18 protein-coding genes are annotated in these 22,685 nt (G+C 47.5%); 11 read left to right on the forward strand and 7 right to left on the reverse strand.

Annotation, left to right across the window (positions count from 1 at the left end):
* Positions 1–60: 60 nt before the first annotated feature.
* Positions 61–1,611 carry a carboxypeptidase M32 gene (locus tag ACWQXP_RS19380; protein ID WP_454064487.1) on the reverse strand — a complete coding sequence of 517 codons (1,551 nt, stop codon included), beginning with the start codon at positions 1,609–1,611 and terminating at the stop codon, positions 61–63.
* A gap of 157 nt (positions 1,612–1,768) precedes the next feature.
* Here ACWQXP_RS19380 and ACWQXP_RS19385 point away from each other — a divergent pair, with 157 nt between their 5' ends.
* Together ACWQXP_RS19385 and ACWQXP_RS19390 are read left to right on the forward strand one after the other, a co-directional pair.
* Positions 1,769–2,416, forward strand: a complete 648-nt coding sequence (locus ACWQXP_RS19385; RefSeq protein WP_454064488.1) for an O-methyltransferase — start codon at positions 1,769–1,771, stop codon at positions 2,414–2,416.
* A gap of 13 nt (positions 2,417–2,429) precedes the next feature.
* Entirely contained in the window at positions 2,430–3,113 is a 684-nt protein-coding gene (locus ACWQXP_RS19390; protein WP_454064489.1) for a HoxN/HupN/NixA family nickel/cobalt transporter, read from the forward strand.
* Between the two features lie 993 nt (positions 3,114–4,106).
* Here the strand turns inward: ACWQXP_RS19390 and ACWQXP_RS19395 are convergent.
* Complete coding sequence (locus tag ACWQXP_RS19395) at positions 4,107–6,065, reverse strand: CocE/NonD family hydrolase (protein WP_454064490.1); 1,959 nt, start codon at positions 6,063–6,065, stop codon at positions 4,107–4,109.
* 217 nt (positions 6,066–6,282) lie between these two features.
* On the opposite strand from ACWQXP_RS19395, the gene ACWQXP_RS19400 reads away from it, so the two are divergent.
* Both ACWQXP_RS19400 and ACWQXP_RS19405 read left to right on the forward strand, forming a co-directional pair.
* On the forward strand, positions 6,283–6,957 hold the full coding sequence (locus ACWQXP_RS19400) for an HAD family hydrolase (protein WP_454064491.1): 675 nt from the start codon (positions 6,283–6,285) through the stop codon (positions 6,955–6,957).
* Positions 6,958–6,992: 35 nt separating this feature from the next.
* On the forward strand, positions 6,993–7,547 hold the full coding sequence (locus ACWQXP_RS19405) for a metal-dependent hydrolase (RefSeq protein ID WP_454064492.1): 555 nt from the start codon (positions 6,993–6,995) through the stop codon (positions 7,545–7,547).
* Positions 7,548–8,107: 560 nt separating this feature from the next.
* Here ACWQXP_RS19405 and ACWQXP_RS19410 read toward each other — a convergent pair.
* Positions 8,108–8,701, reverse strand: a complete 594-nt coding sequence (locus ACWQXP_RS19410) for a DNA-3-methyladenine glycosylase I (protein WP_454064493.1) — start codon at positions 8,699–8,701, stop codon at positions 8,108–8,110.
* 153 nt (positions 8,702–8,854) lie between these two features.
* On the opposite strand from ACWQXP_RS19410, the gene ACWQXP_RS19415 reads away from it, so the two are divergent.
* Positions 8,855–9,769, forward strand: a complete 915-nt coding sequence (locus ACWQXP_RS19415; RefSeq protein ID WP_454064494.1) for a cation diffusion facilitator family transporter — start codon at positions 8,855–8,857, stop codon at positions 9,767–9,769.
* An 82-nt stretch (positions 9,770–9,851) separates the two neighbouring features.
* On the opposite strand, the gene ACWQXP_RS19420 is transcribed toward ACWQXP_RS19415, so the two are convergent.
* The gene (locus ACWQXP_RS19420; RefSeq protein WP_454064495.1) at positions 9,852–11,195 is read right to left on the reverse strand and encodes an endonuclease/exonuclease/phosphatase family protein; all 1,344 of its coding nucleotides are present in this window, start codon (positions 11,193–11,195) and stop codon (positions 9,852–9,854) included.
* Positions 11,196–11,475: 280 nt separating this feature from the next.
* On the opposite strand from ACWQXP_RS19420, the gene ACWQXP_RS19425 reads away from it, so the two are divergent.
* Positions 11,476–13,146, forward strand: coding sequence for a formate--tetrahydrofolate ligase (locus ACWQXP_RS19425; protein ID WP_454064496.1), 1,671 nt, complete (start codon positions 11,476–11,478; stop codon positions 13,144–13,146).
* Between the two features lie 531 nt (positions 13,147–13,677).
* On the opposite strand, the gene ACWQXP_RS19430 is transcribed toward ACWQXP_RS19425, so the two are convergent.
* Positions 13,678–14,331, reverse strand: a complete 654-nt coding sequence (locus ACWQXP_RS19430) for a PEP-CTERM sorting domain-containing protein (protein WP_454064497.1) — start codon at positions 14,329–14,331, stop codon at positions 13,678–13,680.
* 192 nt (positions 14,332–14,523) lie between these two features.
* Here ACWQXP_RS19430 and uvrB point away from each other — a divergent pair, with 192 nt between their 5' ends.
* The gene (gene uvrB, locus ACWQXP_RS19435) at positions 14,524–16,530 is read left to right on the forward strand and encodes an excinuclease ABC subunit UvrB (RefSeq protein WP_454064498.1); all 2,007 of its coding nucleotides are present in this window, start codon (positions 14,524–14,526) and stop codon (positions 16,528–16,530) included.
* Positions 16,531–16,934: 404 nt separating this feature from the next.
* Here the strand turns inward: uvrB and ACWQXP_RS19440 are convergent, their stop codons facing one another.
* Both ACWQXP_RS19440 and ACWQXP_RS19445 read right to left on the reverse strand, forming a co-directional pair.
* On the reverse strand, positions 16,935–17,195 hold the full coding sequence (locus ACWQXP_RS19440; RefSeq protein ID WP_454064499.1) for a DUF4321 domain-containing protein: 261 nt from the start codon (positions 17,193–17,195) through the stop codon (positions 16,935–16,937).
* 203 nt (positions 17,196–17,398) lie between these two features.
* Positions 17,399–18,052 (reverse strand): hypothetical protein, encoded by a 654-nt coding sequence (locus ACWQXP_RS19445; protein ID WP_454064500.1) that lies wholly within the window; start codon positions 18,050–18,052, stop codon positions 17,399–17,401.
* A 193-nt stretch (positions 18,053–18,245) separates the two neighbouring features.
* Here ACWQXP_RS19445 and ACWQXP_RS19450 point away from each other — a divergent pair, with 193 nt between their 5' ends.
* The 4 genes from ACWQXP_RS19450 to ACWQXP_RS19465 all read left to right on the forward strand — a co-directional run bounded on the left by ACWQXP_RS19450 (position 18,246) and on the right by ACWQXP_RS19465 (position 22,491).
* Positions 18,246–19,691: an SAM-dependent methyltransferase gene (locus ACWQXP_RS19450; RefSeq protein ID WP_454064501.1), complete on the forward strand. Its 1,446-nt coding sequence runs from the start codon at positions 18,246–18,248 to the stop codon at positions 19,689–19,691.
* 109 nt (positions 19,692–19,800) lie between these two features.
* A complete protein-coding gene (gene tatA / locus ACWQXP_RS19455) occupies positions 19,801–20,112 on the forward strand; it encodes a twin-arginine translocase TatA/TatE family subunit (RefSeq protein ID WP_454064502.1) in 312 nt (103 codons plus the stop codon).
* A gap of 88 nt (positions 20,113–20,200) precedes the next feature.
* Positions 20,201–20,491, forward strand: coding sequence for a twin-arginine translocase TatA/TatE family subunit (gene tatA, locus ACWQXP_RS19460; RefSeq protein ID WP_454064503.1), 291 nt, complete (start codon positions 20,201–20,203; stop codon positions 20,489–20,491).
* Positions 20,492–20,985: 494 nt separating this feature from the next.
* Positions 20,986–22,491 carry an alginate export family protein gene (locus tag ACWQXP_RS19465; protein WP_454064504.1) on the forward strand — a complete coding sequence of 502 codons (1,506 nt, stop codon included), beginning with the start codon at positions 20,986–20,988 and terminating at the stop codon, positions 22,489–22,491.
* Positions 22,492–22,685 lie beyond the last annotated feature (194 nt).

A 22,685-nucleotide genomic window follows, 5' to 3' on the forward strand; every position in this document is an offset into this window, starting at 1 on the left:
GGTAGAGATTTGGTCGGAAACCATGTCTAAACGTTGAGAGATCTGTGGATGCTAAAACCACTATGTTTCCGGCTTGATAGAAAAGTCATAGAGGTCGCCGAATTTGTGTTCCAGATAGTTGAGAAATGGTTCTGGGCTAAGGTCTTGCCCTGTCACACGGCGAACGAGTTCTTCAGGCGAATACTGTCGACCCCAACGGTGAATTTTCTGGTTGAGCCATTCTTTAAGTGGAAGCAAGTTGCCTTCTGCTATGCCACGTTCTAGGTTGGGAATTTCTTGCTTGGCCTGTTCATAGAACATCGATGCGTACAGATTGCCCAAGGTGTACGTTGGAAAGTATCCAAATGCGCCGAAGGACCAATGAACATCTTGGAGGACGCCGTTGGTATTACGGTCGGGTGTGATTCCAAGATAGTCCTGCATTTTTTGATTCCACACTTCAGGAAGATCCTCCACGCGGGTTCGTCCTTCAATGAGATCAAGCTCTATTTCGAATCGCACCATGATATGCAAGTTATAAGTCAATTCGTCAGCTTCCACACGAACGAGGGAAGGTTGGACGTGGTTAATCGCCAGATAGAATTCATCAAATGCCGTATTGCCGAATTGTTCGGGGAACACACTTTGTGCAAGCGGAAAGAAATGTTTCCAAAAAGGCCGCGAACGGCCGACGGCATTTTCCCACAATCGTGACTGACTTTCGTGAATGCCTAATGAAACGGCTTCACCCAGCGGCGTGCCGTAATGCTCAGGCAAGAGGCCTTGTTCATATAGGCCATGTCCACCCTCGTGGATGCAGCTAAACAAACAGGATTGAAAGTCTTGTTCAAACACGCGTGTGGTCACACGCACGTCATTGGGATGAAACGAGGTGGTAAAGGGATGGGCGGATTGATCCAAGCGGCCTCGATCGAATTCATAGCCCATCTTTCTGAGCACGGTTTCCCCAAATTCAAGTTGTGCCGCGTGAGCAAATGATTGAGTCAAGAGGGATGTCTTTGGCTTAATCGAGGAGTTGAGGACATGTTGAAGCAGTGAGACGAGACGAGGCCGAAGGGTCCCAACCAGAGGTTTTAGCTGTTCGACAGTAGAGCCGGGTTCAAATTCATCAAGTAAGGCATCGTATGGGGAGTCTGAATATCCGAGATATTGGGTTTCTTCGAGCTTGAGTGTGACGACCGTGCGGAGATTGGGTAGGAACAACGAAAAGTCATTCTTTTTACGAGCTTCGGTCCACACTTGTTGAGCCAAAGAACATTCACGTTCGAGTGTATTGACAAAGGCCGATGGAAGTTTGCTCGCGTGATTGAAGTCACGCCAGATTTCTTTGATGAGGGCTTGTGAAGACTTTGCTAACGTCGTGCGTGCTTTTTCGAGAAGTTGTCCTGTAGGGATATCGACCCAAGTACCCAAAAGTTTTTCAGTTTCTGGAGATATGAAGGCTTCATGTGCAAGGGTTTGAAGCGTGGCGATTTGCTCCGCCCTGGCAGGCCCTCCGCCAGATGGCATGTAGGTTTCCTGATCCCAGGAGAGCACGGCCGAGGCGTTTTTGAGATGATGGATTGTGAGTAATTTGGTTTTGAGGGAGTCAAGCGAAGCGTCTGAACCCACAGGAGTGGCTCCTTGTTATTGGTGAGTGGTCGAAACGTTGAAGCAACTGTACGACAGGGATGCTGTTTTGGCAATGTCAAACATAGGAAGACTGCAAAGGAGTTCTAGAAGTATGTTAAGCTCCTGACATGACGAACAATATGAAAGCGTTCATTTTATGAAGTCACTAGTATTACCAGAAATTGAAGCCTATGCCGAGGCGCATTCGATGGTCGAGTCGGATGTGTGCCGGCGTTTACGCGAAGAGACCTATCGGACGATGGATCTCCCGCAAATGGTGGTTGGCCCGTTAGAGGGCGGGTTCTTGAAAATGATGACGTGTCTGGTGCAGGCTAAACGGATCCTCGAAATCGGGACATTCACAGGCTATAGTGCTCTCTGTTTTGCTGAGGTGTTGCCCTCGGATGGATCAGTGATCACTTGTGACATCGATGTGAAGTCGACGGCGCTTGCCCAAAAATACTTTGCCGAAAGCTCACATGGACAGAAAATCGATATCAAAATTGGCGCGGCGTTCGATACGCTCCAGACCATGACTGGTCCGTTCGATCTTATTTTTATCGATGCAGATAAGATCAACTATGTGAACTACTATCAACGAGCACTGGACTTGGTAACTGAGCGAGGCGTAATCTTGATCGATAATGTGTTGTGGAATGGAGATGTTGTGCAATCACCGCCAGTTGATGACTCCACGGCAGCCATTCAAGAGTTAAATCGAGTCGTCCATGCCGATTCTCGTGTGTCGGCCGTACTCGTAACCATTCGAGATGGCGTGCTGGTCATCACACCTCATGCCCATTGATTAGATTGAGATTATGGATCAGGTACTTCTCACATCATTGTTACTGGGTCTGGCCTTAGGTGTTGCGCATGCCCTTGATCCTGATCATCTTGTTGCCGTGGGCACGTTAGCAGCCGAATCGAAAAATCTTCGGCGATCGGCACTGTTGGGGGTCATCTGGGGTGTTGGTCATACGTGTGCATTGGGGTTGGTCGGTGCGTTGGTGTTACGCTTCAAGTGGACCATTCCTGAACAGCTTGAGACCGGACTGGAAGCGGCCGTCGGCGTCATGATCTTCGTTCTCGGTCTGCACCTTCTTTGGCGATGCTGGCAACCCTGGACGGTGCATGTGCATGAACATCGTCATGATGGAGCGACGCATTCCCATGTTCATCTTCATGGGCAAGATCAGCAAGCCCATCAACATCACATTTTGGGCTCGCGAGTGAAAGCCTTAACGGTAGGGTTTGTGCATGGCGTGGCTGGAAGTGCGGCACTCAGTTTAGCGGTGATGACCACGATGCCTTCCATGACAATGGGAATGAATTATATCGCCGTGTTTGGTCTCGGCTCAATTGGGGGCATGCTGCTTATGAGTACAATCATTAGCCTTCCATTTGTGTTTGTGCCAGGGACATGGCATCACAATATGAAAGTCAGTGCGGCCCTTCTCGCTATCGGATTCGGTGGGTATTTTACCTGGTCGCTACTTGGGTAAATCACCTCACCAGCTTCTCCAGCATCACAAATACTTTTCCTAGCGGTTAAAAATTCTCTGGACGAGTTCTCGATACTCGTTGCTCGTGAAAGAATGTGAAGCGTAACAGAAAAGCCAGAAAACTCTTCCTACGGAATACGAACGACGAGATACGAGATACGTTTTTTCTCCTACGAGCGACGAGATACATTTCTTTCCCTTACGTGATTAACCTTGAGGAACATCACGACCGTAGATCTTGGGGGTTCTTTAACACCCGACACAATGCCTATTAATTAGGCAGATAGGTGAAAGCAATCTCGGTATCTGCTTCCAGTGATCTCATTCCAAGGTTATGCACAACCTTTTCCCCATTATCAGGGGATATAGCGAAACCAAGTAATTTGAAATGAGAACCCTAGGCTACGATAGCTCAACACTTCCGTTTCTCATGACGGTTCATTTATTCTTTTGAGCACGTATGATACATGAAAATAGAATTACAGGTGCCTAGGTGGCTACGATCATTGCGTGGCCCAAAAACAATCGAACAGGTACCAGCCAAGACAGTACGAAACATCACTTCATACGTGTGGAAGTGTAGTGGAACGGATATCTTTTGAACGGATTTAGAGATAGAGTCGTGTCAAACAGGGTGTCATTGAAAAAGCGATTTCGTGACGACGTTTCTTTTAAAAAAAATGCCTCCCAAACTCCTCTTAATTTCAACAGGCAATATCAATAACCTTCTTCAACTCTTTCTTCAAATTTACCTCACTTGAAGACCGTGTTACGAGAATTTGATTTCGTAGAGTTAAGTCGCACAACGGTCAAAATTCACAGTTAATAGACTCTCTTCTGAAATTCAGATAACCGCATTGATTATTCGGCGGCCGCACCTCTCCGAGTTTTTAGCCGTGTTCTTCTATATGAACTGCCCTTTGACTAAAAACGACATTCCTAACTTTAAAAACTGAAGAAGAGTAGAATTGATGTCCCAAGAATGGTTAGTAATTAATCAACAACAGGAAGAACAAGATGTGTGGGGTATGAGCTAGAGCGATAAATCGTAAAAGTAGGATTCTTCCCGGACAAGACTGAGAAATGGTCCTTATCCACACCAGCGATCGCAAGGCGGATTTGATGGCCTTGTTTAAATTGATAGGACGTAGGAAGAAGAGCGAAGGAAAGCTTGGCGACTTCACCAGATACAAGCGGCGAAGCGTTCTGGCGAGTAAACGTTCGGTACGGAATACCCTTAGGGTAGTACTTGGGGGAATTAGCGACTTTTCGATGCAGGGCCCGTAACTGGCCTTCTGTGACATATGTCACTTCTCCTACTTCATCTATATCCTCGAGATACGCAAAAATTGTTGCATCAGTTTTCGTTGTGCTGAGATATATGGTGACCGTCGGATGTCCAGTCACCTCGATATTATGTTCCAGTGGAGCTGATGTATAGAGCAATAATTGGTCGATTTCCTGAGTTCGATCAGCGTAAGGGGTTGGCAGTGATTGACCAATCAATGTATCCCACCGGCTCTGGTGTCCCGTTCCAACAGAGGGTTTCACGACATACTGATCCTTTATTGTGTCATGGTTGGGAAGGTTCGTTGTGAGTTGGTGGTCTGATTCCAAATAATACTGAACGTTTCTTGCCTCAGGTGGCCATGTCTCACTGGCATTCCACTGTTCTTCGCCCATCGTGAAATAATGGATAGGAGCTTCCTCCTGAATTCCGGTGTTGACGTTTTGTAGGTGGTAATCAAAAAACTTTAATAGCTCTCCTTGATGATCAAATTCTGCAGGTGCGACATTATACGGACTGATATTACTTTTTCCACCATGGTCCCAGGGGCCGATGATGAGTTTGTTGAGTGGTGTGTTGTGTCGAAGGTGTCGTTTGATGGCTGCGAGTTGATAGCCTCCATCAAACCATCCGCTGTAGCTGTAAATCGCTGCGCCAGAGTCAGCAATATCGTTGGCGTAGTGCTGCGTACTCAGGTGATCGATGCTGGGGATGTCATGTGACAAAGGAATATCATCGCGGAAGATGAGACCAAGCGCTTCTTTGTGTGGACTCCAGTTTGCTTGGTGTTCCGTGAGCGCCATTTGAAGGAGCGAGCGATCACTGTCGTCATCGACTGGACTAACTCCATGAACCAGCGCTTGGGTCATCCAGCTACTAAACGGCAACTGATTCTGGTCAAGCTGATTATTGATGTAGGTCCATGTTTTGGTGAACCAACTCAAATGAATACCGCCAGGAAAGGCGATTTCAGGATACAGGTCATATCCAGAAAAAAGTGGGGCCACGGCTTTGACGGCAGGATGTTTGTTGACGAGAAGCATTTCTGCTGCAGCACCTGCATAGGAAATGCCGAGCGCTCCGACGCGACCATTCGACCATGGTTGCTGTATGATCCAATCGACGATTTCTGATCCATCTTGAATTTCTTTTTGCGAATAAGCATAGGGTCGGGATCCGAACGACGCGCCGGAACCTCGCACGTCTACATCAATCCAGACATACCCGTTGGAGAGAAAGCGTGTCGCGTAAGTCCCCATTAACCCGCGCGGTAGATTTTCTTTAAACAGAGATAAGGGCCAACGGTATTCGATGGATCGCCAGTAGCGGGTTTGGTGCAAAATGGTTGGGTGGCGAGTGCGGCTTTTGATACTGCTGGGTTGATAGACCGTGATCGCAATCTTCACTCCATCTTGCATGGTGAGGTAGCGTGAATGCCGTGTATAGTCGGGATCGTCTGAAGCCGAGGTGCCGTGATATGGCCGAGGAATTGTTTGTGCGGCATCGGTGTGCGCAGAGGCTGTGGGAATACTTCCCGAACAGAGTAGGACGCACGTTAGCAGTAACGGAACAAAATTGATATCCCATAATCGGGCAACCCGTGATATGTTATTGATAGGGTGGCGATGAATGACCATCATCATTAGCGCAGAAATGAGAGACAAGGGGAAATTTCTATGATGACGAATGACATTTACTTGCAAACGTTTTGAATCTTTGTTTTCTTGTCATGAAAAAGTTAGACCTATCATACAGGCAATATGAGCTTTGAGCTACCGAACTTTGTACGTCTGTCTTCTCTCCTTCGTCGGTGAGCTCCTTATTGTTTATACACGTTTTCTGTAAACGCGATTTTGTACTTGAAATTCAAGGAGTACCTCTATGACTGCTCAAAATGGTTCACCGGCAATCGCCGCTGTGGCGTTTGATCTTGATGGACTGATGGTGAATACGGAAGAACTCTACACCGAGGTTGGCGGAGTGTTGTTGGCGCGACGCGGCAAGCAGGTGACTCGAGAGCTGCTTGATAACATGATGGGACGTCAAAGTTCCGTGGCGTTACAGGTCATGATTGATTGGCATCAGTTAGATGCGACTGTTGCTCAGTTACAAGAAGAAACTGACGAAATTTTTTCAGGACTACTAGAAGATAGACTGGCTCCGATGCCGGGTCTGTTGCCATTGTTGGATAAGTTAGAAAAAAACATGATACCGAAAGCTGTCACGACGAGCAGTCGACTCCTGTTTGTCAATCGTGTACTTGCGCTTATCGGCATTGCTGATCGGTTTCAATTTCTCTTAACAGCCGAAGCGATCATGAAAGGTAAGCCAGATCCAGAAATTTATGAAAAGGCGGCTCAACAGTTTGACGTAAATTCCACTCAGCTTCTTGTCCTGGAAGATAGTGAAATCGGTTGTCGGGCTGCGATAGCCGCCGGGGCCTATACCGTCGCCGTGCCTGGCGAGCATAGTCAAAATCATAGTTTCTCCGGAGTCCATTTGATTGCGGAGAGCCTGGCTGATCCCGCTATTGACCGCGCCTTGAAACTCTCCTAACAGACTTCTTTCATCTTCTCGTGGAGTGAGTGCTCATGGCTTCTGCCTTTTCCCATGCTCTTGTTGCCTATGCCATAGGGCGTTCACATCGCTGGACAGTCAATGTCAAACGGTTTTGGACCTTGACGATCTTCTGTAGTATTGTTCCTGACATTGATGTTTTGGCATTTGCTGTTGGTATTCCCTATGAGCACGTCTTAGGACATCGAGGGCTGACACATTCACTCTTCTTTGCTGTTGTCGTAGGTTTTGGAGTTGTCCGACTTGGGTTTCCGGAGATCTTTGGGTCTGCAGCAGGTAATAAATTAGTCGTGCATTTTTCTCTTGTCACGGCTTCACATGGATTTTTAGATGCTCTAACGGACGGTGGTCTTGGCGTGGCTTTTTGGGCACCATTTGATAGCAGCCGCTACTTTTTCCCATGGACTCCGGTGAAGGTCTCACCCATTGGTATCGTCAGGTTTTTCAGTGAACGGGGTATGCAGGTTTTAGCGAGCGAGCTACTATGGATTGGGGTACCTATAGGTGTATGGTTGGTGGGTATCTGGGCTGCACGCTGGTATGCTAAAAACAGATATCTTCCCAAATAGTTTGTGCAGGAATGATCGACAGCTCACTAATAAAAAACAAGAACACAGCGGGTCCATCGTTACCCACTTCTGCTTGAAAAAAAACGAAAGAGTTTAAAAAAGAAAAGGAGTAGTAGCAAAAATTATCGTACTGGCCTTTGTATCTGGTGCTTAAGCACGAGCTTCCAGACAGAATAGGTAATTGAAAGTCTAGTAATTTCCGCAGTTCGAATTCTGCACCTTCTCGAAATCGTTCCGCGTCTTGCTCCGCGGGGAATGGTCCGTATACCCTGGACCCCGGAACATTGCACGTGACCCGAACAAACCATTCTTCAAATCCTTTTTTTGCTCTTTTTAAAAATAGTCGATTTTTGTGAAGTGCCGGCTTGTGTTGCCATGAACGTGCCTCCTAACGCGTCGGAGGTTTTTCCACACCACGGTATCAAGAAAACCACGCTGCAGGTTGTAAAAAAGAGGGGATCACATTACACACGAATGATGCCGGCAGGAAAGCTGAATCACAACTGGTATGGTTAGGATAGAACTCAGCATACAATACTTTGTGTGCTGAGTAAAGTATTTTAGGGTTTTGAGTCGGGAGTGTCAGGGGCGTGATGCGGTTGGAGTTGTGAGAACCGAAAGCAATCCGTCGTGTGATCATTGACCATGCCGATGGCTTGCATAAAGGCATAACAAATGGTTGATCCTACAAATGAAAACCCGCGTTGCTTGAGGTCTTTGCTCATCGCATCGGAAATCGTCGAACGGCAAGGGACTTTTTGGTGATGCGTCCAGTGATTCTGAATGGGTTTCCCATCGACAAATTGCCAAATGTATTGATCAAAACTTTCGAAGGTCTTTTGAATGCGTAGATAAGATTTGGCATTGCTCAGAGCGGCTGTTATTTTAAGACGGTTGCGGATGATGTCGGCGTTGTGCAGCAGTTGGGTAACTTTTTGAGGGCTGTATCTGGATATTTTTTTGGCCTCAAAATTATTAAATGCCAAACGGAAGGCCAGGCGTTTTTGCAAGATCGTGTGCCAGCTTAAGCCGGCCTGCATGCCTTCGAGAATGAGGAATTCAAACAGTTGCTGGTCATCATGAAGAGGAACGCCCCATTCACTATCGTGGTACGCAATGAGTAAATCCTTCGTTGCCCAGGTACAGCGTGTCATCTGAGATCGTCCATGTGTACTCAAAATTGTGAGGATCGAACACTCTAGGAATAAGACTAATCCTAGTTTATCGTCCTGCAACGAAAGATGACATGAAGGATTGGTGTCACTGCCGTTCTATTTTATCATGCTGAAATCGATTATGTGTGACCTATGGCCTCTGGTTCGAAAACAGTCATCTATGCTGCATTAATCGGTAATGCGTTAATCGCGGTCACCAAGTTTGCCGCATCGGCCCTGACGGGGAGTTCGGCCATGTTGGCCGAAGGCATACATTCATTGGTGGATACCGGAAACCAAGGCTTGTTGCTCTACGGACTGCATAAAGCCAAGAAGCCTGCTGACGATAAATTTCCATTTGGCCATGGGAAAGAGGTCTACTTTTGGAGTTTTGTTGTCGCCATATTAATTTTTGCGTTGGGGTCGGGAATCTCACTCTATGAGGGAGTCTTACACATCTTTCATCCTGAGCCGGTTGAAAACCCGATGATTAATTACATCGTGTTGAGCCTGGCGTTGATCTTTGAAGGCGGTGCATGGTTTTTTGCATTTAAAGCGTTTTCTCAAGCCAAAGGAAAATGGTCGTACATGCAAGCGGTACAGCGTGGGAAGGATCCGACGATCTTCATGGTGTTGTTTGAAGATACGGCAGCTGTTCTCGGTCTCGTTGTCGCGTTCTTCGGGATTTGGTTGGGACAGGTGACAGGTCTGACATATTTAGATGGTGTGGCCACAGTCATTATCGGGTTGATTTTGGGGGGAACGGCCGTCTGGTTAGCCTATGAGACGAAGGGGTTGTTAATTGGTGAAAGTGCAAACCGTGAAGTGGTTCAGAGTATTCGGCAGCTTGCCGGAGCGTATACTGAAATTACGCATGTGAATGAAGTGCTCACCATGCACATGGGACCTGAATTTATACTTGTGAACGTGAGCGTGGCCTTTCACGATGGGCTTTCTTCGGAACAAGTAGAATCGACGATCGAGATGATTGACTGGAAAATCAAAGATGCGCATCCACGTGTGAAAAGGATTTTTATCGAAGCAGAAAAACGAACGCGGAAAAGTTAGGGAAGCTTGCCGAGAGTGTTAGCGATACGCCATCTAGGCGACCTGTAATCATCAATTCAACTGAAAATTATTTGGATTCGCTTCAATCCTCATCGTGATTTGTGATCTCGATGACGACAGGACAATGGTCGGACAAACGTTGATAGGCGGCTGGGTAAGCCCCTTTAATTTTTTGGCATTGTGCGACACCGCAATACCCTGTCACGCGGGCGTTTGTCCCCTTGATTTCCTGCATGCCTTTCGTGGCAAGCACATGATCAAGCCAGCCGCCATGTCCGCGGAAGTATTGTGAGCAATGAGGAGTCAGTGCAAGATCCTCAAAGCCCGGGCTTTCATTGGCGACTTTCCGGCGAACGAATTTCAGTTCGGATGTCTGTGATTGCCGGTCCCCAGACCCCATCGTATTGAAGTCTCCAAGAATCACCACATCCTGATCTTGTTTGAGAAGCGGGGCGACTGTGCGGTCAATGCGATTCAAGGCCTTATGACGTTCTTCTGCAGCCAAGACGGTCGGACCTGATTTGAGATGAAGTCCAATGAGATGAAAGTCGGCCCCGCGGGTGTTGCGAGACTTGACGCGAACGTATTGTCCGGGACGGAGTCCAAACGTACAGGCTTTCTTCGGAGAGTTGGCTTTCGAATTAAATTGCCACAGACTTTCAAATTGGGAAAGTTCAACGTGAGAGTCATTCCATAAGAGCCCAATGTGATGGTCGTTGGGTCGGCCACAAGGTTGTCGATACCATTTCCATTTCCCACCTGTTTTCTTCGTGAGTATTCGCGTCACAGTGTCCCATGCATGATCCGCGAGAGACGTTGCGAGGCTTTCTTGGACGGTTAAGATGTCAAGTTGCATCCACACAAGGGTGCAGATCAGCCAATCAATATCAGTGGGTTTGGCAGATGTATGCTGTTGGTCCTTAGGTTGCCCAATGGGAAACCATCGAAGATTCCATGTGGCGAGGCGTAACGTTTCAGAAGATGCTTGAGCCATCCGTCCTCCGTTCCGCACCACTCGTTCGCACCCGTCACGTGAATTCCAAACTTTCGCTTCATCCTCTTTTGATGATGGTGATTGTGAAACTGATTGCGTGTGGATGCTTTTTGTCTCGTTTGGGTGACGTGCAGGGTTTTGTAGAGTGCTGGCTCGAATATACTTAATGCTGACCCAGGCCCGCTCCCCAGAGGGTAGACGTATGATCAGCCATTGGCCGTCCGGAGCGATGTCCTCAAGTGTCACTTGTGTTTTGGTGGGCACATGTTTCCAGTAGTTTGGTGGATGTTCCCGATGCAGCGGGACTCCGACGGGTTTCGTCGCTTGAAGCGTGATGGGCTCGCCGACTTCAAACTCTTGTGCGAACACTGGGAGAATACTGCCGAGATATACCAGTGCGACACAGAACGTCATGTGAAAGATCCGTGTCATAGGCCTCCTTTTACGGTGAGAAGTCCGACGCCACAAGAACGTGAAGAAGCAAGAAGAAGTTCGTTGGTTGGGGCCAAATTGTATGCTGGCACAGTACCCATGCTTACAATCCACTGTTGCCCAGTATGGGTTTATCCTATGATGGCAAGGAAGTAATGTCTAGTATTGATCATGAAACGCGTTTCAGTCGTCATGAGTCTATCCCATAGTATTGCGAACATCGTCGTTGGTATGATCGATCGTTGCAAATCTTAACTTGTGGGAGAAGGTTATTATGACGATGAGCAATATTGCTATTGCCAATCAGGCGGTGTTGGCGCCGATTGTGGATCTTGCCAGAACTCGTTTGGGTCTTTCACAGGAACAACTCGAACCTTATGGACGCTATAAGGCCAAGATCCCGCTTTCTGTCCTTAAATCGTTTCACGATCGTCCCGAAGGGAAATTGATTTTGATGACGGCCATGTCTCCGACAACGGCGGGTGAGGGAAAGACGACAACGGCGGTCGGTCTGGTTGATGGGCTCAATAAAATTGGAAAGAATGCAATGGTTGCCATTCGTGAACCAAGTGTGGGGCCTTGTTTCGGGATGAAAGGCGGCGCTTGCGGTGGGGGATATGCACAGGTCGTCCCCATGACCGATATTAATCTGCACTTTACTGGGGATTTTCATGCGATTACCGCTGCGCATAATTTATTAGCGGCAATGGCGGACAACCACCTCTATTGGGGCCATGCCCCGCAACTCGACGCCCGGCGTCTCACTTGGCGGCGAGTCATGGATATGAATGATCGATCATTGCGTCTGGTGGCAACAGGACTTGGAGGAGCAGCCAATGGTTTTGTCCGAGAGGCGCGATTTGATATTACCGCAGCCTCTGAAGTGATGGCGATTCTTGGACTAGCTTCCGATCTCAATGATCTCCAGCGACGCTTAGGCAATATTAAGATTGGGCGAACCGCGAACAAGGACATGGTCTTTGCGAAAGATTTGCATGCCCAGGGTGCGATGACGGCATTGTTGAGAGACGCGATCAATCCCAATCTGGTTCAAACGCTGGAACAGAACCCGGCCTTGGTCCATGGTGGGCCATTTGGGAATATCGCGCATGGTTGTAATTCGGTTGTGGCGACGCAAACCGCATTAAAACTCGCAGATTACATCGTGACCGAAGCGGGATTTGGCGCAGACTTAGGTGCGGAAAAATTCTTTAATATTAAATGTCGACGTTCAGGGTTACGACCGGCCTGTGCAGTTGTCGTCGCGACGATTAAGGCGTTGAAACTTCATGGAGGAGCCGATGCGAAACGGCTTGAGCAAGAAGATCTTAAAACATTGCAACAAGGTCTTCCTAACCTCTTACGACATTTAGAGAACGTAAAAAAGTTCGGGGTGCCGTCTGTCGTGGCCATTAACCAGTATACCTCCGACACGAAGGCTGAAATTGAATTAGTCAAGAAAGACTGTGCAAGCTTAGGGGTCAAAGTGGTTCTGGCCGAACATTGGGCAAAGGGCGGGGAGGGGGCTCTGGAATTAGCGGAGGAAGTAGTACGCATGTTGGATCAAAACGATGCGGACTTTCATGTACTCTATCCAGATACCTTGCCGCTGGCCGATAAAGTTCGAATGATCGCACAGGAAGTGTACAGAGCTGATACTGTCGAGTTTCCCAAGCCCGTCTTAGATCGATTTGCTGAACTCGAAAGATCGGGTTACGGTCATTTTCCAGTGTGTATTGCCAAAACGCAGTATAGTTTTTCAACGGACCCCGCCAGAAAAGGCGCGCCAGTTGGATTCACGATTCCCGTTCGCGAAATACGCCTGTCTCTTGGGGCGGAATTTATCGTGGTCTTGACTGGAGATATTATGACCATGCCCGGGCTTCCCCGTGTGCCTTCCGCCAATGCGATTGGTGTGAATGAGAAAGGCGAGATTTCAGGCTTGTTTTGACCAAAGGGTAGGTGCCTGTTTTGGGAGAAATTGAGGGTATGATTGAGAGGCTGTTGAATACTTTCCTTCTTAGTCTAAAGAGCTTTCCATAACAAGCTTAGAATCATAATTTATGAGGGAATGTTCAAAAAAGTCTTGGCTCATCTTTGGCCTGTTGCGCTCTCACGAACACTTCAATCTGCGAGTGACAGGGCCATGCGCAACCACGACAGGGAAATGCGAGCCAAGCCAGCAAGGCCCAGCCCTCGGCACGGTTATCTTTGAGGTAGTACCACTATGACACTCATTTTTTGTTGCAGAGAGTCTCCCTCTTACATAAACGATTAGGTGACGCCCGGAGCGTACTGGCAATACGTGAGCACGGCAAAAGGGCGAGAACGCCGCTGGCGGCTTGTTTCAACATTCCCATTGAGTGAATCTATGGCCGCCACGAAGATGGCTATATCACACGGCCAGCTCAAGGATTCTTGAGCTGGCCGTTGATATTTGAGACGTGAAAAAAAACCTGATCGGAATTTGTTGACGAGTACTTTATGATGACAGGGTAGATTTTCGTTGTTTTCGAAGGCGATAGGCTAGCAGCCCACCAATACCTGTTCCAAACAGCAGTATCGTTGAAGGCTCTGGATTGACCACGGTCCCTCCGGGATTATTAAAGTTTGGCCCACTAGGAATGCGGTCCGCGCGAAGTGTGGAGGGAACAAGGCCAACAGTGGTAACTGTCGAGCCGATGAAGATTTGAGATGTGCCCACATGCTCGCCATTTACATAGACGCCCTGCGAGCTATTTCCACTAAAGAACCCGAAACCGCCATCGCTTGGGATATTCCAGAGTTGTCCGGATGGTGTGTCGCTTCGTCCGCCTGTCAGAAACGTTCCAGTATTGGTGTCAAAATTAAAATTGAACGCAGATGCGCTCTCTCTAAACGCAGATGTGCTTTCTCCAGAGGTCATATCCCAATGGCCTAACGAGGCGTTGTTTTGAAAGCCTTCGATTGAGAAGCTGTCTAAGTGTGTGCCGTTAATCACCCCCGTCAGGCTATCGGCATGTTTAAACTTCCCTGTCATGGCATGGCCATTGTCGCCCGTCCAGGAGATCTTATATGACGCGGCATGGCTAGATGTCGAGAAGCTTGCGAGGCAGATTACACTGAGGAGAATCCCACTGAACATGGAGTGTTTCATGAACAATTTCTCCTTATTACTTGGGCCTTTGTAAGGTATTAAATTGTGAGTCGAGGGGTGACGTATGTTATGTCGTGTATGATATAGCAGTTTTAAGGTTTTTAGCAATGAGGGTGGGGGCAAAAGTGTTCCTACTGAGCGTTTCGACCAGGGGCCATGCCTGCTTTTCTTCACTCATGGTACATTGGCGACATGAAGCACGAACAGATCTTTTCCTTACAGTCAGACTATTCACCTAAAGGGGATCAAGGCAAGGCGATTGCGTCTCTTTCTCAGGGGGTTCAACGAGGCCTAGCGCATCAAGTCTTGCTCGGCGTGACCGGGTCCGGCAAAACCTTTACGATGGCCAATGTTATTGTCAATATTCAACGTCCAACCTTGGTGGTAGTCCATAATAAAACGTTGGCCGCACAGCTGTATCAAGAGTTCAAAGGCTTTTTCCCGGATAATGCCATTGAATATTTTGTGAGCTATTACGACTATTACCAGCCGGAAGCCTATATTCCGACAACCGATACTTATATTGCCAAAGATGCGTCAATCAATGACACGATTGATCAAATGCGACATGCCGCGACCACGTCACTCTTGGAGCGCAATGACATTATTATCATTGCATCCGTGTCTTGTATCTATGGACTTGGATCGCCCGAGGTCTATCATGACATGTTGTTGTATTTGGAAGAAGGAATGGAAATTCGCCGCGATGCGATGTTGGCCAAGCTTGTAGAGATTCAATATTCCAGAAACGATTTAGAGTTGCAGCGTGGGACATTCCGTGCCCGTGGAGATGTGGTCGAAATTTTTCCAGCTGCCTCAGATTCCAATACCATTCGCGTGGAAATGTTTGGCGATGAAATTGAGGCCATTTATGAAATTGATCCGCTCACGGGACAATCGTTGCGACGCATCCCGAAGGTTCCGATTTACCCTAAAACCCATTATGTGATTGCGCCGGATCGACATGAACGGGCGATCCAGAGCATCGAAGAGGAACTCGAAGAGCGTGTCGCCTATTTTCAGCGAAACAATCAACTATTGGAAGCTCAGCGAATCGAGCAACGGACGAAATATGATTTAGAGATGATTCGCATGATGGGTTATTGCCATGGGATTGAAAACTATTCTCGGCATTTGAGTGGGCGGGCTCCGGGAGAACCGCCGCCCACATTACTGGATTACTTTCCGAAAGACTTCCTGCTGATTGTCGATGAGGCCCATGTGACGATCCCACAGTTTGGTGGCATGTATGAGGGCGACCATTCTCGAAAGCAAAACTTAGTGAATTATGGGTTTCGTTTACCTTCAGCGCTCGATAACCGTCCCCTCAAATTTCCCGAATTCGAACAGTGCATGCATCAAGTCGTGTATGTGTCAGCCACCCCCGGTCCTTATGAATTGAAACGGGCCGGGAAGGCTGTGGTGGAGCAAATCATCCGTCCGACAGGGCTGATGGACCCTATCATGGAAGTGAAGCCGGCTAAAGGACAGGTTGAGGATCTGCTGAAGGAAATTCGTGATGTCATCGAGAAAGGCCATCGCGTTTTGGTAACCACGTTGACGAAGCGAATGGCTGAAGATCTGACCGAGTATTATCACGACGTGGGACTAAAAGTTCGGTATCTCCATTCGGATATCAAAACACTCGAACGCGCTGAGATTATTCGAGATCTTCGACGGGGTGTGTTTGATGTGCTTGTCGGCATTAACTTGCTTCGAGAAGGCTTGGATCTGCCAGAAGTCAGTCTTGTAGGGGTTCTGGATGCCGATAAAGAAGGATTTTTACGAGGACAGCGGGCTCTGATCCAGACGGCGGGACGTGCCGCCCGCAATAGTCACGGTAAGGTGATTCTTTATGGAGATGGTGTGACGAACTCCATGCAAGTAGCGTTGAGTGAAACGGCGCGACGGAGAGAAATCCAGAGTGCGTATAATGTGGCGCATAGCATTACACCTGTAACCATTAGCAAACGTATCCATGATTTGGAATCACAAATTGCTGAAGCGGATTACCCTGAACTCACGCTTGCCGCGGAAGAGGAAGAGGTGTATCAAACCGAAGGGGGGATTGATAAGGCGATTGGTACGTTAGAGAAAGAGATGAAGGCCGCGGCCAAAAACTTAGAGTATGAGAAGGCGGCAAAGCTGCGTGACAAGATTCGGAGTCTTCGGCAAAAGGAATTGCAAATAGAGAGATAGGGCTCGCGATCGTTGGGTGTTTTTTGTTGTTCGTACGGGTGTCGCGTTGGACTTGTGAGTCCCTTTCTGCTGATGTGAAGATTGAGGGTGGGCTAATGGGGGTGTTGATTGCATGTGCCCTTGGAAGCGATAGTTCATGGTTTAAAGCCTCTTGTCGCGTGTTTTAATTTGGAGTGGAGCCGAACAATATTGTTGTGGGGATTAGAGGTACCCTAGGGCACGGTAGTTGAGCGGGTATCATGCTGGTGGTAGAGGCATTGCCGGGTAAGGGATGCTCAGGGTTCAGGAAGGTTGTGATTGCAGGTGTCCTTAGGAGCGATAGTTCGTGGTCTAAAACATGTTGATGTGTGTCTTAATTTGGAGTGCAGTCGAACAATATGGTTGTGGGATTAGAGGCTCACAATCTAGAGATTTTTATAAAGATAAAATCCAAGGACGGCACCCACGAAGGTGAAGAAGTTCATTTTGAGAAGGAATCCGAACGTGACCTTGATTAGCACGAGGTCGACCGTGACTGGTGGGTCAAGTCCTGGAGATAATGCTCTGGCAAAAATGTTTTGAACGGTGCCTGGCGGAGTCGCAACTCGAAAAATCTCTCCTAAGATACCACCGAATAGTCCACCGACAAGGACGAACATTAAGAGTGTCCAGCCTGTTTTTCTCATTTAAATAAAGTTCCTCATAATCGCTCCATGATGATGAGGCGATGCGTTAATGACAAGGGTTGGGCAAACGACTGATTTGCCAGGATCGAGCGGAAAAATATGCTTAGGGTAAACTGCTCATCACGATACTAAAACCCCTATGACCTGTCAAGCCCGACGAAGAAAGTTGAACTTTGCGCTAGCGGCTTATGAGTGTAGTTTGATTACGGAGTCGAATGTGTAGCCACTGAAAATCTCATCGTCCCCATCATGTTAATGGGATTCACTTCGAAGCCTACATAGATTTCAACACGATAAGTCCCAACTGGCCAATGCTTTGCTGGTCGGTCAAATTGAAGGTACCCGCCGTCATCCTCTGTGGCGAGGTATATGGCATCTTCCTCGATCAGGGCAGATGAATCTTGGCCCTCGATATGTTCTGGGTAAAGACGGCCAATGACCTGATATGGTGCATAGTGTTGATGCACGTGAAACACCAGAAACACAAATGGACTCTCTGGAGGAAACACCTTCGTGGGCTCCACGGATACAATCGTATGACCTTTTCGGAGACCCTGCGCCTCTTCAAATCCCTTGGCGAATTCTATTCGATAAAAGAGTCCGCCTGGAGGCTGGTCCAGAGCTTTGTTGAGATCTGATTCTTGATCTGGAGATTGTTCTAATGATGCAGGTGGGTGATGGGGGATGCTTTCATATTTCGAAAAACCATGCTGTGTTTCATCGGGTTGAAAAACAGGAGGGGGGGCGGGATCAGCTGATTCAGCGTAAAGAGGACAGAAAACTGCGGTAGAACAGAGCCACCAAAAAATAGATGCAACGACCGAAGTCCTGATGGCTGGTCGAAGAAGTAGCCGCATGCTGAGATTGTTGCTCGCCAGTGAATTGCAGGATGATGCCAAAACATTGATGACTGACTGGTACTCTCTACTCTTTGTGACGAGAACCTGTCAAGAATCTCGCAATGCGCCTTGCAGGGGGTCTGGCAGTCTGTTAAAATCTCTTTCTTTAGCAAATTCAATAACTTACGTTACATGAAGGAATCATATTGCTATGGCTGCGTCTTCCACGTTTGATCCTGATGCTCTTCCTCAAATCATTGGAGACTTTCGTCCGGTTGATGAATGGCAAGTGCATATTAATGATGTGTTTTATGGGCTGAGAGGCTCACGGCTTCGCGAGCTTTACCAAACATTTGCTTCCGCTGATTATCGTCTCGGCTATGCGTTGGCAGAAGATTATTATCGCCGTGTGTTGCAACGTGCAAAGCAATCTTCAACTGGAGATTCAACGCCAAGTTCGAAATCCTCGCTGATTCTCATGGAATGGGGATGCGGGAATGGAAATCTTGCAGCTTGTTTTTTAGATCGTCTGCGAGCGCTGGATACAGACCAGCAGTTGTATCCATTTATCCAGTATCACCTCATTGATAAAAATGACGTGGTGCTCAATGAAGCAAGAAGTAATCCGGATCTGGCCCGTCATAAAGAGAGAGTGACGGTCACGCGTGGAGATGTTGATGACTTGCAATCCTTCCAAGACTGCACAGTAGATCGGATTATCTGTAATGAATTGTGGAGTGAGCTTCCGACAAAATTAATGTATCGAAAAGCCAGTAATTTGCATGAAGAGCATCTTCGTCCCAATGTCAGCGAATCGAAGCTCGCAGAGATCACCGATTGGTCAAGATTTGTCCAAGCCTTCGATCACAAAGATATTGAAGGGCTACAGACGTTTCCTAGCTTTTTGGAGGACTTGGTGTGGGAGCGTGAATACCATGAAATTGAAGCCAAATCGTTAGCCTTTCGTCGAACAATTTCAGAGTTTTTGAAAAACATTGACGAGGAAGTCCTGGTCCCGGTGAATACCGGTGCCGCGGCGACAATCAAGGAGGCAATGCGTCTCTTGGCTTCTGATGCCATTGGATTTAGCAGTTTTGATGCTGGAACGTTTGACGCTCATGTGCTGAACGATCCAGAAAAGCCCTGCTATTCCGTTCATGGTGGACAGTTCAGCTTTATGGTCAATTTTGCCTTGCTGGAAGAGATTGGCCGTCATCTTGGAGCCAAGAGCCTGGTTCTGGAATCGCAGCGGGAATTTGTCGGAAAGAGTTTAAACACTAATGTGTTGACGCTGATGGATCTGCTGGCCGCCCATCCCAATCTTCCAAACTCAAATTCATGGGAATTCGATGCCCATGTTGTTCGGACTCTTGAAGCGATTAATGCCGGCTATTCCAGCCCCTATACGCGGCGCATTGAATTTCCTCTTCGCGATGCGATGCCCTCGGATGAAAAGGGCAAGCTACATGAGGTTCTGTCTAACCTGAAGTCAGACGGTCTTCCTGATATGATCGCCTATATCACGGAATCAGAAATACAAGATGCACAGCCAGCACTTGAGAAGTTAGGATATGACCGTGAGGGAATCAAAATGATTTTGCAATCTCCTCCTCAATTAGTAGACTATACGCATTTTTTCCTCTCAGCGTCTTCATAGGCGCTGCTGTGAATTAGTGTAGATTTTTCTCTGTTGCTCTTGTATACTAGTCGGATTCAATGAAAAGTATGAGATCTATGAAACAGCGGGTGCAACGAAAGGTTTCTTTATGATTGGGTCCTTTGGCTGGATGGAATTATTGCTTATTCTGATCATTGTGCTGATTGTGTTTGGCGCAGGGAAAATTCCACAGCTTGGGGAAGGATTAGGGAAGGCTATTAAGGGATTTAAAAAGTCTGTCAATGAAGCAGATGCGTTCGATGTGACGCCTAACCCGGATCAACCCAACATGGCCCAAGATGTTCCCCCGCAACCAGAGCAAGTTACATCGCAGCAAACAGCTCAACCGGTCTCGCCACCGACGCAGCCCCAGGCAGAGACCGTTCCATCACCCCAACCAGAACAAGCGAGACAAGGATAATATTCGTGAGGAAAAGGCGTGGAGTGTGAAAGGTCTTCAACTCTTTCAATCTTTACACGCCACTCCCCACGCATAACGAGCAAGAACGATGTTTGGTCTAGGAGCCATGGAGATTCTGATCATTCTCGTGATTGCGTTTCTCCTCTTTGGTCCTAAAGAACTCCCAGAAATCGGCAAGCAAGTTGGTCGAGCCGTCAAAGGTTTCAAGGAAACTACGGAAGATCTCCGTCAGTCAGTTGAACCTGAAATCAATATGATACAGCAGGAGTTTAAGGCCGTTGAACAAGATTTAGAAGCATCAGTAAAAGAAGCAGAAGAATCGATTAAAGGAGCGACAGATTCAGCAACAGAGACGCAAGGAGGTAATAAACTAATTTAAGAATTTGGAAAGGGAGAGCCACATATTATTTTGCCATTATAAAGACTTTATTATCCTGTTCATTACTCTTTCTCCTTGGTCATCTCCGTTTCAAATCAAAATTAGTTAAGGCCGTATCAAGGCAGCATTTCGTACTTTACCTTCCTTTTGTTGTGTTTTTGCAACGTCACGTCTCTTTATTGAAATACTTTCAAGATCAGCATGAGAACAGATTGAACGTTAGATTCACATAACTTTCAACATGTTATATGAATATTACGATACTGGTATGTTTTTAGCAGAGGCGTAACATTTGGCAGATGTATATTTTGATGCATTTTCCAATCAATCCTGACAACCAAGAAACCAATCAATTTTAGATACGTTCGTTCGTATATAGCGAAGAGAGTCAAGAGGAAGAAGGTAATTGTGTTCGTGTGCAAGGAGATGGGTTCTTGCTACGAACAACTGTTCGTCCCTGGTCGGTCGGGGACTCAACTAACAGGAGGAGTGCAATGAGCGATTTTTATCGTTTTTCCAAGTGGTTCACGGCAGGGTGCCTGATCGTGTCCATGTCGGCTGTCCCAGCCTTTGCGGCCAAGACGACTCCGGCAGTCGACAAAAACACCAATGTTCCGGCAGTCCCTCGTGCCATTCCGGATTTGGAGCCGTATCATGCCTTTGATCCCCCGCAGAGTCCGGCGTTTGATTTGCAGAACTTAACGATTTCTGGTGACATGCGGGTGCGTCCGGAATTCAGAACGAATTCTGGTTTCGGGACGAACTCGACAGGTGTTGCCACGAAAGATAACAGATTCTTTACGCAGCAATTGATTCGTCTGGGGTTCAATTATGATTTATCCCCGGACGTCGTGTTTTTTGTACAACCGCAGGTCTCAAATAACTTTGGTTCCTTAGAAACCAATGAGGCTGGTGCGATCAACCCAGGTCACACAGGTGCTGATCTGTTTCTTCGTCAAGGGTACATGTTAGTACGAAATTTTTTGGTGCCCAATTTGTCGATGAAAGCCGGACGTCAGCTCGTCGTATGGGGTAACCATCGTATTTTCGGTCACTTTGATTGGAATAATGTCGGCTTTGCATTCGATGGTGTCACGCTTCGGTATAACCATGCCAAAGTGCCTGTGGAATTAGGGTGGTTGGTCGTTGCAGAAGGTAATTGTACCCAAAATTCTGGTGGTTGCGGTGCTTCTACGAACGGCGGCGGATACGGTGGAGATGGAAACATCCTCTTCGCGCGAATTCCAATGAAAGTATCCGGTATTGCTATTGAACCAGCTTGGATCTATGAAGAAGGTGGTGCGACGGCTGCTAATGGTGCCGGTGGACAGCGTGGCAACCAAAGCCGACATACTGTCGGAGCCCGAATAGCCGGCAATGCTGGTATCGTTGATGCGACCGTTGAAGGGTACTATCAGTTTGGACGAATTGGTCCAACGGGGGGAAACACGTTTGGGGCCGGGTTTAACAGAACCATCAATGCCGGTGCGTTCCATGCTGATGCCGGTGTGACGTTGCCAGTTCCCATGCAACCTCGCATTGGCGCTGAATTCAACTGGGCATCTGGTGACAAGAATGCCAATACAAGCGGGTTTGGTGGTGCTGACACGTTTAGCCAATTGTATCCAACCAATCACATTCACTTTGGGTACATGGATTTAATGTCCTGGCAGAATATGATGACCTTTGGTGGTAACTTGCAAATGCGACCGACCGCAAACAGCCACTTTGAAATTGCTGGTCACTATATGCGATTGGCCGAAGAGAAGGACAATTGGTATAGTGCTGGACAAGGAATTTTCAAAACCACCCCAGGTACCAACAATGAAAAGTCATTGGGTGGTGAAATTGATGTGGTCTATACGCTGTTCTTCCAAAACAATAAGGTTGGATGGCAATTAGGGTATGGTCATTTCTTCACCGGTGATTATAATAAGAAGAATGGTTTTGGAACGGCTGACCAGAATTGGGGCTACACGCAACTCTGGGTCAACTTCTAATCATTAACAACAGAGGGGAATATCTTCCTCCCCGTTATCCTAACCCTGCCGGACCACTCCGGCAGGGTTTTTTTTGTCATGTTTCTGGAAAAGAGAGAGACCGTTCAGCGCTTTTGATCTTCTGAGGTTTATGCCTTCACGTGAACATTCTTTATGAAGATCATCTTGAGACTATTACTGGGTACTTATGCGTG

The organism is Candidatus Nitrospira salsa (assembly GCF_965152625.1).